At 35.9% G+C, this 17,889-nt stretch carries 18 protein-coding genes; 11 read left to right on the top strand and 7 right to left on the bottom strand.

Translation table 11 applies throughout. From position 1 onward, the window contains the following. Positions 1-226 precede the first annotated feature (226 nt). The 5 genes from H5J24_RS00375 to H5J24_RS00355 all read left to right on the top strand — a co-directional run bounded on the left by H5J24_RS00375 (position 227) and on the right by H5J24_RS00355 (position 2,930). On the top strand, positions 227-661 hold the full coding sequence (locus H5J24_RS00375; RefSeq protein WP_232815961.1) for a hypothetical protein: 435 nt from the start codon (positions 227-229) through the stop codon (positions 659-661). Next, complete coding sequence (locus H5J24_RS00370; RefSeq protein ID WP_232815960.1) at positions 549-1,001, top strand: DUF6759 domain-containing protein; 453 nt, start codon at positions 549-551, stop codon at positions 999-1,001. The genes H5J24_RS00375 and H5J24_RS00370 overlap by 113 nt, the downstream gene beginning before the upstream one ends. A 100-nt stretch (positions 1,002-1,101) precedes the next feature. Next, on the top strand, positions 1,102-1,779 hold the full coding sequence (trmB, locus tag H5J24_RS00365; protein WP_068944947.1) for a tRNA (guanosine(46)-N7)-methyltransferase TrmB: 678 nt from the start codon (positions 1,102-1,104) through the stop codon (positions 1,777-1,779). 21 nt (positions 1,780-1,800) lie between these two features. Further along, positions 1,801-2,496, top strand: a complete 696-nt coding sequence (locus H5J24_RS00360) for a DUF6759 domain-containing protein (protein ID WP_232815959.1) — start codon at positions 1,801-1,803, stop codon at positions 2,494-2,496. Further along, positions 2,493-2,930, top strand: coding sequence for a DUF6759 domain-containing protein (locus H5J24_RS00355; protein WP_068944949.1), 438 nt, complete (start codon positions 2,493-2,495; stop codon positions 2,928-2,930). Before H5J24_RS00360 ends, H5J24_RS00355 begins: the two co-directional genes overlap by 4 nt. Before the next feature lie 259 nt (positions 2,931-3,189). On the opposite strand, the gene rpsB is transcribed toward H5J24_RS00355, so the two are convergent. From rpsB to rplM, 3 genes are all read right to left on the bottom strand, one after another. Next, a complete protein-coding gene (rpsB, locus tag H5J24_RS00350; RefSeq protein ID WP_034692922.1) occupies positions 3,190-3,951 on the bottom strand; it encodes a 30S ribosomal protein S2 in 762 nt (253 codons plus the stop codon). A 207-nt stretch (positions 3,952-4,158) separates the two neighbouring features. Then, the gene (rpsI, locus tag H5J24_RS00345; protein ID WP_047373582.1) at positions 4,159-4,545 is read right to left on the bottom strand and encodes a 30S ribosomal protein S9; all 387 of its coding nucleotides are present in this window, start codon (positions 4,543-4,545) and stop codon (positions 4,159-4,161) included. 6 nt (positions 4,546-4,551) lie between these two features. Continuing rightward, on the bottom strand, positions 4,552-5,007 hold the full coding sequence (gene rplM, locus H5J24_RS00340) for a 50S ribosomal protein L13 (RefSeq protein ID WP_027375420.1): 456 nt from the start codon (positions 5,005-5,007) through the stop codon (positions 4,552-4,554). Between the two features lie 490 nt (positions 5,008-5,497). Between rplM and H5J24_RS00335 the strand changes: the two genes are divergently transcribed. After that, positions 5,498-6,622 (top strand): DUF3667 domain-containing protein, encoded by a 1,125-nt coding sequence (locus H5J24_RS00335; RefSeq protein WP_068944950.1) that lies wholly within the window; start codon positions 5,498-5,500, stop codon positions 6,620-6,622. A gap of 37 nt (positions 6,623-6,659) precedes the next feature. Here the strand turns inward: H5J24_RS00335 and H5J24_RS00330 are convergent, their stop codons facing one another. Next, positions 6,660-7,076 (bottom strand): hypothetical protein, encoded by a 417-nt coding sequence (locus H5J24_RS00330; protein WP_315094549.1) that lies wholly within the window; start codon positions 7,074-7,076, stop codon positions 6,660-6,662. Between the two features lie 172 nt (positions 7,077-7,248). Here H5J24_RS00330 and H5J24_RS26080 point away from each other — a divergent pair, with 172 nt between their 5' ends. From H5J24_RS26080 to H5J24_RS00315, 4 genes are all read left to right on the top strand, one after another. Then, entirely contained in the window at positions 7,249-7,584 is a 336-nt protein-coding gene (locus tag H5J24_RS26080; protein ID WP_429832047.1) for a cobalamin-dependent protein, read from the top strand. Further along, positions 7,584-10,595: a methylmalonyl-CoA mutase family protein gene (locus H5J24_RS00325; protein WP_429832045.1), complete on the top strand. Its 3,012-nt coding sequence runs from the start codon at positions 7,584-7,586 to the stop codon at positions 10,593-10,595. The genes H5J24_RS26080 and H5J24_RS00325 overlap by 1 nt, the downstream gene beginning before the upstream one ends. Before the next feature lie 93 nt (positions 10,596-10,688). Then, positions 10,689-11,570 carry a hypothetical protein gene (locus H5J24_RS00320; protein WP_068944953.1) on the top strand — a complete coding sequence of 294 codons (882 nt, stop codon included), beginning with the start codon at positions 10,689-10,691 and terminating at the stop codon, positions 11,568-11,570. 109 nt (positions 11,571-11,679) lie between these two features. Then, positions 11,680-12,654, top strand: coding sequence for a hypothetical protein (locus H5J24_RS00315; RefSeq protein ID WP_068944954.1), 975 nt, complete (start codon positions 11,680-11,682; stop codon positions 12,652-12,654). 106 nt (positions 12,655-12,760) lie between these two features. Here the strand turns inward: H5J24_RS00315 and H5J24_RS00310 are convergent, their stop codons facing one another. Next, the gene (locus tag H5J24_RS00310; protein WP_082811301.1) at positions 12,761-15,493 is read right to left on the bottom strand and encodes a M16 family metallopeptidase; all 2,733 of its coding nucleotides are present in this window, start codon (positions 15,491-15,493) and stop codon (positions 12,761-12,763) included. Positions 15,494-15,619: 126 nt separating this feature from the next. Between H5J24_RS00310 and H5J24_RS00305 the strand changes: the two genes are divergently transcribed. Further along, on the top strand, positions 15,620-16,330 hold the full coding sequence (locus H5J24_RS00305) for a Dph6-related ATP pyrophosphatase (protein ID WP_068944956.1): 711 nt from the start codon (positions 15,620-15,622) through the stop codon (positions 16,328-16,330). A 63-nt stretch (positions 16,331-16,393) separates the two neighbouring features. Here the strand turns inward: H5J24_RS00305 and H5J24_RS25810 are convergent, their stop codons facing one another. After that, positions 16,394-17,017: a pyridoxal phosphate-dependent decarboxylase family protein gene (locus H5J24_RS25810; protein WP_346729979.1), complete on the bottom strand. Its 624-nt coding sequence runs from the start codon at positions 17,015-17,017 to the stop codon at positions 16,394-16,396. Between the two features lie 26 nt (positions 17,018-17,043). Further along, positions 17,044-17,757, bottom strand: a complete 714-nt coding sequence (locus H5J24_RS25805; RefSeq protein WP_346729939.1) for a pyridoxal-dependent decarboxylase — start codon at positions 17,755-17,757, stop codon at positions 17,044-17,046. Positions 17,758-17,889: the final 132 nt, after the last annotated feature.

The raw sequence follows: 17,889 nt of genomic DNA, 5'->3' as shown, positions 1-17,889 counted from the left end.
CCATGTAGCTTTACATGGTTTTTTCTTTTATATCAAATTAACCTTTCATTATCAATCATTCAAGTTTTTTAAAATACATTTCATTTATATTTACAAATATGCTTACTTTTATATCACGATCACGTGTTTAAAATAAAAACAATACTATTTCGTTATCCTAGAAAAGACTAATTGACCCAAACACAAATTAAGGAAAGTACCCCATTTTTAACTTAATATTATATTAATGAAAAAAATACTTTTACTTCTTGCCTCGGTCTTGTTTTTCAGTATGTCTGCCCAAAAAAAGGGAAAAGATTACAGCGAAATTCTGAAAAGCAATAACATCTATGAGATCAATGCATTCTTAAGAGATGCTCATCCTGATGATCCCAGAAGATCAGTATTGAAGCCCCGGGTTATGGAAATGATGAAGGAATATATCAAAAACGCCCATCCAGAAGATCAAAAAGTAAAAGACATGCAGGAAATGCTGGCTTTATTAAGAAGACGGCCTTCTACCAAGATCACTTTTGATGAAATGAATGCCATTATCAAACAAAAACAAATTGCCAAATACAAGGCAGAACTTGCAGCCAAAAAAATCAACGGAAACCTATACCCCAAGTACCCCACAAAATACTTTTGTAGTAAACACAGCCGCCAATACAGCTATTCCTAATGCAGAAGCAGAAGAATTTAATATGCTGATGAATGTTTCCCCCATTGAGCATCAAAACAAAACCGTTAAGATCCTCAATTCATTATTTGATAATGATCCCAATGCCAAAGAATGTATTGTTCTTATTCAAAACCAATCTGACTGTAATATTATCGTAAGAATGGAAGGAGTGGGAACTACAAAGTACAGGCTTGCTGTTCCTGCTCACAAAGACAACTCCATTGTAGTGGAAAAAGGGCAGTATCTTTTTACCAGTCTGGTATGTGGTGCGCAATATGCATCACAAAAAACCATTCAGAAACCCATCATGGTTGCATTAGGCAGCGCAACAGCAAAATAATCAAAACAATATAATAGTTTCACCATAGGTCTTTTAGCTTTAAAAGACCTCAATTCTCTTTAAATTTTCTTATTTTTGCACTCATTTTATAAATGACTCAATGGGCAAGAATAAATTAGCAAGATTTGCAGAAAACAAGATATTACCGAATGTAATTCAACCTACAAGAGATGAGGCTTTGGAAGGCTTTGAGCTTAAGGGAAAATGGAGAGAAAATTTCTTTAAAAATGATAACCCAATTGTCCTGGAATTAGGCTGTGGAAAAGGAGAATACTCTGTGGGATTAGCCAAAACATTTCCTGAAAAGAACTTTATCGGAATTGATATTAAAGGGGCAAGATTCTGGTTCGGGGCAAAAGAGGCCGTGGAAAACGGGATGACTAATGTTGCCTTTCTAAGATCACAAATTGAACTTGTAGATCATTTCTTTGCTGAAAATGAAGTGGATGAAATCTGGATTACCTTCCCAGACCCACAAATTAAATATAAAAGAACAAAACATAGATTAACACACCCGGACTTTTTAGCCCGTTATAAAAAATTCCTGAAGCCAGGAGGGATTGTCCATCTGAAAACAGATTCGGAATTCCTTCACGGATATACACTTGGATACTTACAGGGAGCTGGATATGAGATTATAACTGCTCATCATGATATCTACGGTGCACCGGAATATGATCCTAATACGCCTCATTTGAGAGATATCCAAACGTATTATGAACAACTATTCTCAGCAAAAGGAAAAACAATAACCTATATAAAATTCCGGATCCACTGATGAAATAAACAAACACTATTGATGAAAAAAAAATTTTTGACGATTTTATTTTTCACTTTCCTTACTCCCGGCTTTACATATGCACAGAAAAGCAGTAAAGACATTTTAAAAAGCACAAATATCAAGGAAATTGAAGAATATCTTAAGACCGCACACCCTGACGATCCTAAAAAGAGCGTGCTGAAGCCTAAACTTATTGCATTAAAAAACTCTGAGTGGACAAAAGGAGCAAGTACAGCTAAACCTATGGAGGCAAGACCTGTTATTGCAGATATTCCTAAAAATGCGATGAAAGATCCCAATTCTAGCGAAGCGGAGGAATTTAAACGCTTAATTGCCGAAACATCAGCAGAGCATAAGGAGAAAACCGCACAGCTTCTGAATACAATGCTTAATGAAGACATTACAAAAAAAGAATCAATCCTTTTATTTAAGAATAATTCAGACTGTAATATTGTACTCCGGATAGAAGGAAAAGAGTATTATAATCTTGCAGTTCCTGCTCACGGAGAAAACTTCATAATCGTTAATAAAGGCTCTTATACACTGAATAGTAATGTCTGCGACATGAAATACTTCTCTCAAAAAGATATAAAAAGAAGTATATTTGTAACCATAGATAACCCTGCCCAGCCTGCAGCCCAGCAGAGCTCAGCGATAAAGGCTTCACCTGAGAAACCATTAAAAAAAGAAAAGCAAAAAAATAAACAGGTATGAAAAAGCTATTAGTTCTTACCGGGATTTCAATGATCCTTACCAGCTGTAGTGTTAATTATGGTGGTTATCCCATTAGAAATCCCTACCCTACCAATTCCGGTAGCGGCAGTGCAGCTAATACAGAAAGAGAATATAATGAACTGATGAAGACTCATAAACCTGAAACAGCTGAAGTTCTAAGTGATCTTCTCAATAATGATGACCCTGGCAATCCCAGAACATCTATTTCAATTAACAATAATTCTTCTTGCAATATGGTATTAACAATAAGTGGAAACAATTTCTTTAAAAAGATTCCCATAGGTGCTGGAAAAACAGGCTATACAATGGTCTTAAAAAATCAAAACTACAACTTATCTGGTATGGTTTGTAATTCAAGATATCAATCTAATAAGTTTATAACAACCTCTTATTCTATAACACTTAGAAACTAAAAATAGACCTCACAATGATTTGTGAGGTTTTTATTTATATACTGATCAAAAACAATTCATTTCTACTCTCTTATCGCATTATTACCCATTTCGCCACAGATATCAAGACAATGATTTAAAGTCATTATTGGGCTTGTATGGGATTATAAAATACCTTATTAATCTTCAATTGTCAGCAAGATGTGTGAGACCATATATAAAAACAAAAAAACGCTGGATCGAAATCCAGCGTTTTTCCTATATTAAAGAAAATCTTTAATTATTCAGCATCGAAATCAGCATCTGTATCAGCAGATACTTTTTCTCCTTCTTCTTTAGATTTTTCTTTATCAGCTTTTCTTTGAGACTGACCTTCTTTGATAGATTCAGAAACTACGCTAAGGATCATATCAATAGACTTAGAAGCATCATCGTTTCCTGGGATAACGAAGTCAACTTTTCTAGGGTCAGAGTTTGTATCAACGATACCGAAAACTGGAATACCAAGTTTCTTAGCTTCAGTTACCGCGATGTGTTCTCTTAAGATGTCAACTACAAATACAGCAGAAGGAAGTCTCACCATGTCAGCGATAGAACCTAAGTTCTTCTCTAGGTTAGCTCTTTGTCTGTCAACTTGTAATCTTTCTTTTTTAGATAAAGTTTCGAACGTACCGTCTTTTTTCATTTTGTCGATAGAGTTCATCTTCTTTACCGCCTTTCTGATAGTAACGAAGTTCGTTAACATACCTCCAGGCCATCTTTCTGTAATATAAGGCATATTAAGTTCAGAAGCGTGTTTTGCAACTACTTCTTTCGCTTGCTTCTTAGTAGCTACGAAAAGAACTTTTTTACCTGCAGAAGTTAATTTTTCTAAAGCGCTGCACGCTTCATCTAATTTAACTGCTGTTTTATGTAAGTCTACAATGTGAATACCGTTCTTCTCCATAAAAATGTATGGAGCCATATTTGGGTTCCACTTTCTAGTCATGTGACCGAAGTGTACGCCAGCCTCTAAAAGGTCTTTTACATTTGCTTTTGCCATGTTTTCTGTTTTTGTTAGTTTACTTTCCGTCTTTTAAACAATCAACAACTTCTTTAGATGGGAGAAGCGTTTGGATGCTAAACATAACGGGCAATGGGCGTTTGGCTTTTCGCTTTTGGCAATAGGCTTTTCGCCGAGATTAAGTTTAAATAAAATGTAGTACATTTCTGCAGCCAATAGCCATAAGCCATTCGCCAACAAGAAATCTTAACGTTTTGAGAATTGGAATCTCTTTCTTGCTTTTTTCTGACCTGGCTTCTTTCTTTCCACCATTCTTGCGTCTCTTGTAAGTAAACCAGCTGGCTTTAATGCTAATCTGAACTCAGCGTTGATTTCGCATAAAGCTCTAGAAATACCTAATCTGATAGCTTCTGCCTGACCTGTATTACCACCACCGAATACGTTTACGGTAACGTCATACTGACCAACAGTCTCAGAAAGGATGAACGGTTGGTTTAATTTGTAAACCATCACGTCTGTAGAGAAATATTCTTTAGCATCTTTACCGTTTACTGTAATGTTTCCAGAACCTGGTCTTACATAAACTCTTGCTACAGAAGTTTTTCTTCTTCCGATTTTGTGAACTATAGACATAATTAATTATTTAAATTCGTTAACATTAATTGTTTTAGGCTGTTGAGCTTCATGTTTGTGCTCAGTTCCTTCATATAAATAAAGGTTCTTAAGGATAGCAGCACCTAATCTGTTTTTAGGTAACATACCTTTTACAGATTTCTCTAATACCTTTAAAGAATCTTTCTTTTGAAGTTCAGCCGCAGTCATAGACTTCTGTCCACCAGGATATCCTGTATGCCAGATATAAGTCTTATCAGCCCACTTGTTTCCGGAAAGTGTAATTTTCCCAGCATTCAAAACGATCACGTTATCACCACAATCTACGTGAGGTGTAAAGTTCGTTTTGTGCTTACCTCTCAAAATCTTTGCAACCGTAGAAGCTAGTCTTCCTAACGGCTGTCCTTCAGCGTCTACCACAACCCATTCTTTATTAGCAGTAGCTTTGTTCGCTGAAACAGTTTTGTAACTTAATGTATTCACACGTTTTAGTTAAAGATTAAACATAATTTACCCCTAAAAGGGTGTGCAAAGGTACAAATTATTTTTGTAACCCAAAAACATATTTCATTTAATCTGTATAACATCTGCTATTCAGCCGACTAACAATAGATTTTAACATTATTTATATTTTTGGCATAAAACTTGTAAAATGTTGTGGCGATGAAAAAAACGTTTAGAAGATTCTAAAAACACAAATTATGATAAAGTAAGAGTTTTTTCCCTCAACTCTTTCTTTATTACCTTTTCGCTGAAATTTCCATAAAAGTTTATTCTCTTATTTCATAACCTGTATCCAAAGGTTCTTTATTTTAAGTTGCTTTCAGTATTCAATATTAATTATACCTATCTTCACTTCTATCAGGAGTAATAAGTCCTCAATTTTAATTTTTCTTTAAGAATTTCTTCAAAAGCTTATCGATCTCTTTATTTATTTCCCGAAATATTTATCTTTGTTGTACAAACATGTACCATGAGCCACGGAAAGATCCGAGAAGATAAAACCTGCCTGAACTGCGGGCATCAAGTAGAAGAAAGATTCTGCCCTCATTGCGGACAGGAAAATACTGAGCGTAGACAACCCTTCTATTTTCTTTTTACCCATTTCATTGAAGATTTCACTCATTATGACGGCCAGTTCTGGGGAACCGTAAAAAATCTGTTATTTAAACCAGGTAAACTAACGAACACCTATCTTGAAGGCAAGAGACAGAAATTTGTACCCCCTGTAAAACTCTATATTTTTGTCAGCTTTATTACATTCTTCCTATTTGCTCTATTTCCTCCTTTCAAAATCAATTATGGGCATACTGAAAAAAAGAAACACGACGTTGCGCAGAATAATACATCCAAAAACCCAGTTGTACAGAACATTGTTAATGGAATTGAAGCAGAAAAACAGCAGATAAAAGACTCAGCAAAAATAGCTGAACTCAATAAAGCACAGTCTTTTATTCAAGATTCCCTGAAAAAAGGAAGTTTCCAAGAAGGTCTTATAAGCACAATGGATACTGATAATAAAATATCTGATAATTCAGGTTTTTTGGGATACAAAACTCAGGAAGAATATGATAAAGGAACTGCTGATAAAAAAAACCTTTTCAGTTTTATCAATGATCCGTTTGCCCGTAAGTTTTTTAGTTTGAAAGAAGAAGGAGTTAAAAAAGGAGATATTCTGAGAAATCTGGTAGAAACATCTTTCCATAACCTTCCCAAAGCCTTATTCATTTATCTTCCCATTTTTGCATTCTTTTTATGGATATTCCACAGTAAGAAAAAATGGTGGTATTTTGATCATGGCATTTTTACATTGCATTATTTTTCATTTTTACTTGTGAGTATTTTGCTATTAGCTCTGTTCATTAAAGCAGCAGACTTATTAGCAGGATATACATTTTTTCCTTTTCTAATCTCACTTTTTATATTTGCAATTTCAACATACGGATTGATTTATTTTTTTATTGCCCATCGCCGGGTCTACAAATCACATGGTATTGTAAGTATTATGATTGGTGGAATTATATTCTTTCTCAATCTGTTTGCATTCATATTCTTAGCTACAGGATTAGCATTGGTAAGCTTCCTGATGCTCCACTAAATAAAAAAAGAGGCTGTCGTATCAGACAGCCTCTTTTTTATTTTCTTAATGACTTAGTTGCTCTAAAGCTTGCGATTACATAATAGGCTACAAAAACCATTGAGAATTTCAGTATAGATGGAATAGCCAGTTCAAGCTTAAAAATTAAAGTTCCTACTACAACCAAAATCCCCATCACCACAAAGGATAAACCTAATTTTTTAGGTAATGTAAAATCCGGGGTATCCAGATAATAAGCAATGCCCCAGGCAGCTCCAAAGGCAACGGCATAATAAAATTCCAGGCCGATATTCTCTGAACTTAAAAGGAAATAATTGATAAGGAAGCTTACTACGGTTCCCAACGCGAAATATATTAAGGCTTTCTGCATGTCTGTAAAATATGGTGCAAAAGTAGAAATTTTAATTTGAGAAACTAAGGATATATCAATTTCCAAAAAAAATTGACAAGTCATTTTTAATTCTGTAACTACCGAACCTGAAGACTTTTAAATTCTCAAACCTAAAATCGGAGCTATTTTATTAAATAAGGCAACCCAAGCAAATGATAATCAATACAATAAAATCAAACACAAGGTTCTTTTTTTATTATTATATTTGAAAACTTAGAAACTTTCTAGAATTTTTATGGAAACCCAAAAATATACTCCAACCAACAAGGTAAGAATCGTAACCGCTGCGTCATTATTTGACGGACATGATGCTGCGATCAATATTATGCGTCGTGTCATCCAGGGAACTGGATGTGAAGTGATTCACTTAGGACATGACAAATCAGCAGAGGAAGTTGTAAACACAGCGATCCAGGAAGATGCCAATGCGATTGCATTAACTTCATATCAGGGTGGTCACAATGAATATTTCAAATATATTTATGACCTCTTAAGAGAAAAAACTCACCACAGATCAAAATTTTCGGCGGCGGCGGCGGTGTTATCCTTCCGGAAGAGATTAAAGATTTGATGTCTTACGGGATTGATAGAATTTATTCTCCGGATGATGGCCGTGAACTTGGTCTTCAGGGAATGATTGATGATTTGGTACACCGTTCGGATTTTGCGACAGGAAAAGATGTAACCGCGGATGATCTGGATTCCATCAGTTTTGAAAATTCTACAAGCATTGCCAGAATTATCTCTGCTGTGGAAAACTTTTCAGAAGAAAAACCTGAATTGGTAAAGGCTATTGATGAGAAATCAAAAGATTTAAATATTCCGATTATAGGGATTACAGGAACCGGAGGAGCCGGAAAATCATCTTTAACGGATGAACTGGTAAGACGTTTCCTGCGTTCCAACACCGATAAAAAAATAGCCATCATTTCTATTGACCCTTCTAAAAAGAAAACAGGAGGTGCACTTCTTGGAGACAGAATCCGCATGAACGCCATCAATGATCCAAGAGTCTATATGCGTTCAATGGCAACGAGAGAAAACAATGTTTCAGTTTCGCCATTCATTCATTCTGCATTAAATGTATTGAAATTGGCTCATCCGGATGTAATCATTCTTGAAACTTCAGGAATTGGCCAGTCTGGATCAGAGGTTTCTGACTTTGCAGATGTCTCTATGTATGTAATGACTCCTGAATATGGAGCTTCTACTCAGCTGGAAAAAATCGACATGCTAGATTATGCTGACCTGGTTGCTTTAAACAAATCTGACAAACGTGGAGCTCTTGATGCGCTTCAGGCTGTAAGAAAGCAGTTCCAGAGAAATCATCTTTTATGGGAAAGCCCATTGGAAGAGATGCCTGTGTATGCTACAAAGGCATCCCAGTTCAATGACCATGGGACAACAGAACTTTACAACAGATTGGTTTCAAAAGTAAATGAGAAGTTTACAGATCTGGGCCTTAGCACTTTTGTGGAACAGGAAATTACAGATGAAGTAACCATTATTCCACCAAAAAGAGTTCGCTACCTTTCTGAAATTGTCGAAAACAATAAACAATATGATGCTAATGTCGAAAAACAGGCTGAACTTGCAAGAAAACTATATCATATTGAAGGGGTAAAAAATATCATTTCCAACGAAGTTTTAGATGCTGAATACCAAAAGGCTGAAAAAGAACTTCAACAGGAAAATATTGACTTCCTGAAAACATGGGATGATACGAAAAAAGCTTTCCATGCAGAGTTTTACTCCTATTTTGTAAGAGGAAAAGAGATTAAGGTAGAAACATCTACGGAATCTTTATCTCACTTAAGAATACCGAAAATTGCTTTACCAAAATACAACGACTGGGGTGATCTGATTCAATGGAAAGGACAGGAAAACCTGCCAGGAAGCTTCCCATATACTGCCGGAATTTATCCTTTCAAGAGAACAGGTGAAGATCCAACAAGGATGTTTGCTGGAGAAGGCGGTCCGGAAAGAACCAACAGAAGATTCCATTATGTATCGGCCGAAATGCCTGCAAAACGTCTGTCTACAGCATTTGACTCAGTAACATTATATGGGCAGGATCCTGCTTTACCACCGGATATCTACGGAAAAATTGGTAATGCCGGGGTTTCTATTGCAACACTGGATGATGCTAAAAAACTATATTCAGGATTTGATTTGGTGAATGCATTGACTTCTGTTTCCATGACGATCAATGGACCTGCACCAATGTTGTTAGCTTTCTTCATGAACGCTGCCATTGACCAGAATGTAGAAAAATACATTAAAGAAAATGGACTGGAATCCAAAGTTGAAGCTAAGCTTAAAGAAAAATTCGATGATAAAGGTTTAGAAAGACCAAAATATAAAGGTGAACTTCCTCCATCCAATAACGGATTGGGATTGCAGCTTTTAGGATTAACGGGTGATGAAATTATCCCTGCTGATGTATACGCTGAAATTAAGGCTAAAACAATTGCTACGGTTCGCGGTACTGTTCAGGCTGATATTTTAAAAGAGGATCAGGCTCAGAATACCTGTATCTTTTCTACTGAATTTGCTCTAAGATTAATGGGTGACGTTCAGGAATACTTCATCAAGGAAAAAGTAAGAAACTTCTACTCTGTTTCTATTTCAGGATATCACATTGCCGAAGCAGGAGCTAACCCGGTTTCTCAGCTTGCATTTACACTGGCAAACGGTTTCACTTATGTGGAATACTACCTGTCAAGAGGAATGGACATCAATGATTTTGCTCCAAACTTGTCATTCTTCTTTTCTAACGGTATTGATCCTGAGTATTCAGTGATCGGACGTGTAGCAAGAAGAATCTGGGCAAAAGCAATGAAACTTAAATATGGTGCTGACGAAAGAAGCCAGATGTTGAAATACCACATCCAGACTTCAGGACGTTCTCTTCACGCACAGGAAATTGATTTCAACGATATCAGAACAACGTTACAGGCGCTTTATGCGATCTACGACAACTGTAATTCACTTCACACGAATGCTTATGATGAAGCGATTACGACTCCTACAGAACAATCTGTAAGAAGAGCAATGGCGATTCAGCTGATTATCAATAAAGAATTAGGTCTTGCTAAAAACGAAAACCCGCTTCAGGGATCATTCATTATTGAAGAGCTCACTGACCTTGTGGAAGAAGCGGTGTATGCTGAATTTGACAGAATTACTGAAAGAGGCGGTGTATTGGGAGCTATGGAAACCATGTACCAGCGTTCTAAAATTCAGGAAGAATCTATGCATTATGAATGGCTGAAGCACACCGGGGAATATCCAATCATCGGGGTGAATACCTTCCTTGGAAAAGATGGTTCTCCAACAGTACTTCCGGGAGAGGTTATCCGCTCTACTGAAGAGGAAAAGCAGGCACAGATTGAATCCCTTCACAACTTCCAGAAAGCGAATGAAACAAAATCTGAAGAAGCATTGAGAAAACTACAGCACGCAGCAATCAATCAGCAAAACTTATTTGAAGTAATGATTGATGCGGTTAAGTTCTGTTCTTTAGGACAAATCACCAACGCGTTATTTGAAGTGGGTGGTAAGTACAGAAGAAATATGTAAGTAGATCATTGATTACAAAAACTATAAATTAAAACCTCAAGGAATTTTCTTTGAGGTTTTTTCGTACTTTTAATCTAACAAAAACTAACAGTCATGAAAAAGGATTTTCAAATTAAAGAACCTTGCTCTGTTGCCCGGGAAGATATGCAGGAAATTTCCGGTGGAAGCTTTTGTGATCTTTGTGCAAAGAAAGTATATGATCTCTCAGATAAAACAGATGATGAGATTAAATCTTTATTACAATCCAATAGTTCTGTTTGTGGGAGGATCCAACTCCATCGATTATATATTCCTGAAGAAAAATCAGAAACCCAATACAATTTTTTTCAGCTGCCTTTCAGAAAAATTGCCGGAGGAATCTTTCTGTCTATTTTATTTACCTCAAACCTCAACGCACAAAAAAGGAAAATAGATACCTTAGGTGTTGCAGAAATTCAGGGAATGATTATGGTCGCCCACAGACCAGATAATATAGACTATGATTACCCTGAACCAGTCATCACCAGAAATTTGAACATAAAGCCTTCAGGAAATACAGGAAACCTCATCAACTATCAGTTTATTACTATTCTTACTCCTTTTAAAAGGTTCAGATCCAGCTCTTTTTCAAAAAATCAGATCAATATTCCTGAAGATAATGTCAGAATGAGCAATATATTCGTTTTTGAAGAAACAGATTCTCAAAATGGAGTTCTGAACGACAACAAATATTTTCTTTTAGTTAATAGGAAACACATTAAAGAAGATGGTACACTGAATCTCAATCTGGAACAGGCTAAAAACTGGCCTTATAATCCTAAAAATAAAGACTTCATTTATTTCCTGGATGGTGAGGAAATCACTAAAAAAGAGTTTGAACAATACCAGCAAGAACATAAGATTGACTCCTATTTTCTACCTGAAATCTATGCGGAAGAACTTTTTGGTTCCGATTATTATTTTGAAAATGGAGCTATTGCAGCCTATCGAAAATAAACCTGACCATTATTTATTCCCATCCAAACCATCACAAAAGACAATAATTATGAAAAACGATTTCAAAAGATTTTTACTTTTAGCTGTTTTGTGTTTTACAACATTAATAATGGCACAGAAGAAACCTGAAGAATTTACCATCAGCCTTCCCACTAAGAAGCTAGATAAAAGTTATTATAAAACCATTATACTTCTTGACCGAAGAATGGATACTACTTCATTAGGAACTATCCGAACCGGACTTTTAAATAACCCTGCCAATTTGTTTGCTGCCCAGCCCCTTTCTGATCAGTTTCAAAATGTTTTAAACAGTCTCAATGGAGAGAATGCAGAAAACGGAACTTTAGTCGTATACCTTAGACAGCTTTATTTTTCTGAAATCGCCGTTCACGTCTATTGTTATTTTCAGGCATTTTTATTTTCAAAAAATGAGGATGGCACTTATTCTTTAATGGATCAGGTGAACCATATCATTGACCACAAGGCGAAGTCCGATGTTACCAAAGAAATGCTTCAGAAAGGCAGTGAGTTCCTTGTTGATCTTATTGCTGTAAATGCCTCTAAAAAACCACAAACCAGCCATCATTACACCTATCAGCAAATTAAAGACTTTGAAGGTGCTGCTAAAGAATCTATCAGTATTTTCAACGCTTCTGCATTGAAAGATGGAGTATATAATGATTATCAGGCTTTAAAAAATCAGCTGCCCAATAAAGAAATTACCCATGTGAAATTCTATGGTAATGCTCCTAAAATAGTAAGAATCTATGAAACAGTGGATGGCAAAGAAAAAGAGATTAAAAAAGACAATATCTATGCAATTATATACAAAGGTGAGCTTTATCCCTATCTTTCCGTAGAAAACCTGTTTACAAAAGCTGAGAAGAAAGACAACGATTATTATTTTGCCGGAAAGATAAAGTTAAATCCCAATTCGCCTAATTTAAACATTCTCCCCTCATTCTCCTATGGAAGTGTGGGAGTTTCTATCATGAGTACTCCTATTGCTCCTTATGAAATGAAAATTGATTATTTCAATGGTGATTTTATCCCTATCAGAGAAATTGAAAATAAAAGATATTAAGTAAAATGCAGGAAGCTGAAAGAACGATAATAGAAGTTATTATCAAAGATATTAAAAAAATAAAACCACAGAGGACTCTGCGGTTTTTCTTTATATGTGTCTGAAATTATTTCTTATTAAAATCCCCTGCAAAAACAGAAGTCAGCTTATCTTCACTGATATATTTTTTAAGAACATCGTTTACCTGACCTACCTTTAAGGCTGAAACTTTTGCTTCCAGTGTATCATAATCCTCCAAAGGAATTCCATATTGAAGCTGAGAGTTGACAAGCCCCATCAGGGTACTATCATTTCCTAAGCTTGTTTTTCTTGAAGTCAGCCATGAAGTTAAGTTAGATTTAAATTCCTCCTCAGTAAACCCTTCTTTCACCGCTTTATTCACCTCTTCTTTTAAGGCTTTGTTTACAGCATCTTTTTTAGTTGGATTAAAGAATGCATACCAGCCCCATGATGCTACATCATTATCTGCCGGAACGCCCATATATGAACCTGCTCCATAACTGATTCCTTCTTTTTCACGCAGTCTCATAGGAATTCTTGCCGTCATGAATCCTCCACTACCCAGCATTTCATTAGCAATCAATAATGCCGGATAATCAGCACTCTGTCTATTCATAGAGAAACTAATCTTTCCAACAGCAGCTCCGTTTTCTTTATCCGGAGTTAAATAGACCTTATCTTCTTTTTTCGTAGCAAAAAGCTCAGGTTTGATTTGTTCATAGTTAGATTTGGAGTTCCATTTCCCGAATGTATTTTCCATTAATGAAGAAGCTGTTTTTGAATCCAAATCTCCAATCATGGTTCCTACTCCATTATTACTTCCTATAATCTTATTGTAGAAGTCTACAAGCTCCTGTCTTTTGATTGTTTTATTGGCTTCAATCTGTTCTTTGAAAGATGGAGTATAATAAATACTTTCTTTAGGATAGTTTTCTGTAACTTTTCCAATCTCTGTAAATGCCAATGCCTGTGGGTCATTTAAAGAACCTTCCAGATAGGTATTGTATTCATTGACGGTTTTGGCTAATTCTGCTTCAGGGAAGTTAGATTCTGTAAGGATTTCTTTCATAAGATCCATTACTTTCGGTAAATGCTCTTTGTATGTACTTACATTAGCAGATAATGTCTGCCCTTTGAATGAGAAGCTGATGGAAGATTTCCATTGATCCAGCATATCCTGAATCTGCTCTTTGGTGTGAGTCTTAGTCCCCGTTTTCATTACTTGGGCCATTAAAGCTCCTATTTGAGATTTTCCGCTTAAGTCTTTGGCATTACTTACAGGAAAACGGAAGCTTCCCAATACTTTTCCACCTTTAATTTCTTTCTTAATAACTCCATACTTCATTCCGTTGCTTAATTTTCCTTCAGAAAGATTAGCTTTTAGGTTTTTAATGCTTGCTTCAAAAGGAGCTACTTCTTTTTCTAAAGCTTTTCCTTTGTAATCTTTCGTTAGAGCAGCAATCTGGCCATCAGAATATTCTATATTTTTAACTCTTATCTCATCTTTAGCAGGCACAAATACCCCTACTGTCCGGTTATTGGTTTTAAAATATTTATCAGCAACTCTCTGGATATCGGCCAAAGTCAGTTTTTCAATAGTATCGCGGTATAGCATTCCTAACTTATAATTTCCAGCTCCAACAATTTCAGTAAGCTCAATCGCGAAATTGATTGTGTTGTTTTTTGTATTCTCTATTTGCTTTAAAATTTTAGCTTTTGCTCTTGCAACATCCTGCTCTGTATACTTAATGGTTGAAACTTTATCCAGCTCTGCTCTGAACTCGCCCTCTACCGCTTTCACATCTTTATCTGCAGGAACTTCCAAACCGAAATACATAAATGCCGCATCTCTTACCGTTGGCTGGTAAGAATAAACAGAGGCTGCTTTATGTGAATCAATCATGGCTTTATATAAGTATCCTGAAGGATCTGCCGTTAAAATTTCCGATAACGCATCTAGTGCAGCATAATCTTTATCTGCATAAGGTGCTGTATGATACAATGCCCCAACGATTTTGCTGTCTCCTGAACGCTTCAGTTCTACAAAACGTTCTCCGTCCTGAGCAGGCTCTACAGTATAGGTCTGATCTAAAACTCTTGAAGGTCGCGGAATCACCGAGAAGTATTGAGAAATATAATTTAAAGCCTGTTTTTCATCAAATTTACCTGCTACAACAAGAGTAGCATTGTCTGGCTGATAATGTTTTTCATAGAATTTTCTAAGCGTTGGTGCTTTTACTCTTTCAATATCTTCTTTACTTCCAATGGTACTGTTTCCATAGTTGTGCCATAAATAAGCCGTGGAAACTATACGCTCCATTAAAACGGATCCAGGATTATTTTCACCGATCTCAAATTCGTTTCTTACTACAGAAAACTCTTTATCCAAATCAGATTGAAGAATCGTTGCATTCACCATTCTGTCAGCTTCCATTTCTAAGGCCCATTTCAGGTTTTCATCACTGGAAGGAAAGATTTCGTAATAATTTGTTCTGTCATACCAGGTTGTCCCATTGGCATCACCTCCTTTATCTGACAATTGTTTTTTAATATCCCCTAATTTCTTAGTGCTTTTAAATAACATGTGCTCGAGTAAATGAGCCATTCCCTTTTCTCCATACCCTTCGTGCTTAGACCCTACATTGTAAATAATGTTTACCACCATATTACTTTGTGAAGAATCCGGAATCAAAAGAACTTTCATCCCGTTACCCAGGGTATATTCTTTTACTCCCTCTGTATTGTTTACAAATTTTGGAGCTTCCGCTTTCTGCGAAAATAGTGGGGTCGCGATTCCCGTGAAAAATAGGACAGCCGTCCCAACCAATAGATTTTTCATGTGTTTTATTTTAAATCTGTTTAATTTTGAGTGTTTTCAAGTCTATTATAACAATTAGACTCTATAAATCACCAAAATGTTACAAATTTTGTCATAAAATTGCAGGATAAATAGAAATTTGGAGTAATGAAGCCTAAAGCCTTATTTAATTGGAGCAGCGGAAAAGATTCTGCATTGGCTCTTCACAAAATTTTACAGGAAGATCAGTATGAAGTCTATACCCTCTTAACCAGCATTAATAAAGAGTTTCAAAGAATTTCCATGCATGGTGTTCATATTCTTCTGTTGGAGCAGCAAGCTTCCCTCCTTGGCATTCCCCTTATTAAAATGGAACTCCCAAAAGAACCTTCCATGGAAGAATATCAGGAAATAATGAATACCACAATGGCTGAAATACAAGCTCAGGGTATTACCCATTCCATTTTCGGAGATATTTTTCTGGAAGATCTTCGCCAGTACAGGGAAAAACAATTAAATACCATCGGAATGCAGGCTGTCTTTCCTCTTTGGAAACAAAATACCTCAGACCTCATCCGGGAATTTTTAAAATTGGGATTTAAAACAATTGTAACCTGTGTAAATGGTACTTATCTTGATAAAAGCTTTGCGGGAAGAATCATTGACCAGCAGTTCCTTGATGATCTTCCTGAAAATGTAGATCCTTGTGGAGAAAATGGGGAATTTCATACGTTTACTTTTGATGGCCCTATTTTTAAAAGTCCGGTTCAGTTTGAAATTGGAGAAACAGTAAAAAAGACATATCCTAAACCGAAAACCAATCCGGAGGATGAGGATGAAGAATATGTTTTCTGGTTCTGCGATCTGATTCCAGAATAAAACCCCTATTTTTTTGCCACGAATACCTTTAGATTTGCAAAAGGTATTCGTGGCATTAAAATTTTATTTTAACTGTGTAATAATATTGTTCATCGTATCAAAGATTAATTGAACATCTGTTTCTGTGGTTTTCCAATTGACAAAAGCTGCACGGATGCCTTTATGCTGATTATAAAAAGTGGGAGTCATAAAAACTTTTCCTGTATGATTAAGCATTTCAAGAAATCTTCCTACCTCACTCTGTTTGTCATCATCTTTGAGAGTAAAACATACTGTATTGAGGCGTACTGGAGCTAAAAGTTTAAAATCATTGCTATTTTCAATCAGTATTCCAAAATTTCGGGCCAGTGAAACATTATTTTCTACAATGTCCCGATATCCTTGCTTACCATAGGCCATTATAGAAAACCAGGCAGGAAGCGCCTTTAATCGTCTTGAGTTCTCAGGAAGAAAATTTAAATAACTGAAATCAGCCAGCGGATCAACTAAATAGGGAGCATTTGAGTTCTGAAAAGTTTCTACCTGCAAAATATTATATTGTTGTTTTACCAGAAATATAGCACTTTCGTAAGGTACATTCAGCCATTTATGACAATCTATGGTAATACTGTCTGCATACTCCCAACCTTCAACAAGATGCTTATAATGATCAGAACAGGCTGCGAAACCTCCGAATGCTGCATCAATATGCCACCAGAAATTATATGTTTCCTTTAACTTTTTATTTGTATAAAATCATCAAAATCCACAGTATTTACTGTTCCTCCGCTGGAGATCAATATAAACGGTTCACCATTTAGCTTTATAATTTGTTCTTCCAGATCTTTAATAGAAATGGCTTCACGATCATCCCCATCTGTTCTAATTTTGATGATGTTATTGCTGCCCATCCCTAAAAGAGATAAAGACTTTATAGATGAAGAGTGGGGAGTTGCCGTAAGCACTTTGATGGTTTCAGAAATTCCTTCTTTAGCAAAATCTCTTCCTTTTTCTTTTCCCAGCCATTGACGGGCAACTGCCAGACAGGTAAAATTCGACATTGTTGCTCCTGTTACAAAACCACCTAAAAAGCTATCAGGAAGTTCCAACAGCTCCAGGATAAGCTTTATTGTTTCCATTTCTACATTTGCTGAAATATCTCCCTGGCCTTTTGTGGATTGGGTATTTTGGTCATAAATGCTAGTAAGCCAATCACCTGCCACAGAAGCTGGAGTAGCGCCTCCGGTAACAAATCCAAGATATCTCGGTCCAGCCGACCCTACCATAATAGGTTCAAATCTTTTATTGAATAGTTTTATGACTTCTTCCGTTCCGTAGCCATACTCCGGAATATCTATTGCTTCTGATATAAACGTGCTAGTGATAGAGGTTGGTCTGTCTGCAAGACTGTTCAGATATTCAGTACTTTGTTTTTTTATAATGTCCAATAGATGGCTTATGTTCACTGAATCATTTTTCAAATGCTCTTTCATGATGTAAGGATTACATATAATCTATTCAAATGTATTGAATAGTCTTCAAAGAACCATTAAATGTACATTAATTACGTTAAATATCCC

Origin of the sequence: Chryseobacterium capnotolerans (assembly GCF_021278965.1) — a bacterium.
Lineage (GTDB): Bacteria > Bacteroidota > Bacteroidia > Flavobacteriales > Weeksellaceae > Chryseobacterium > Chryseobacterium capnotolerans.
Note: the sequence above shows the minus strand (reverse complement) of the source record. Positions and strands in the feature narration are given on the sequence as shown.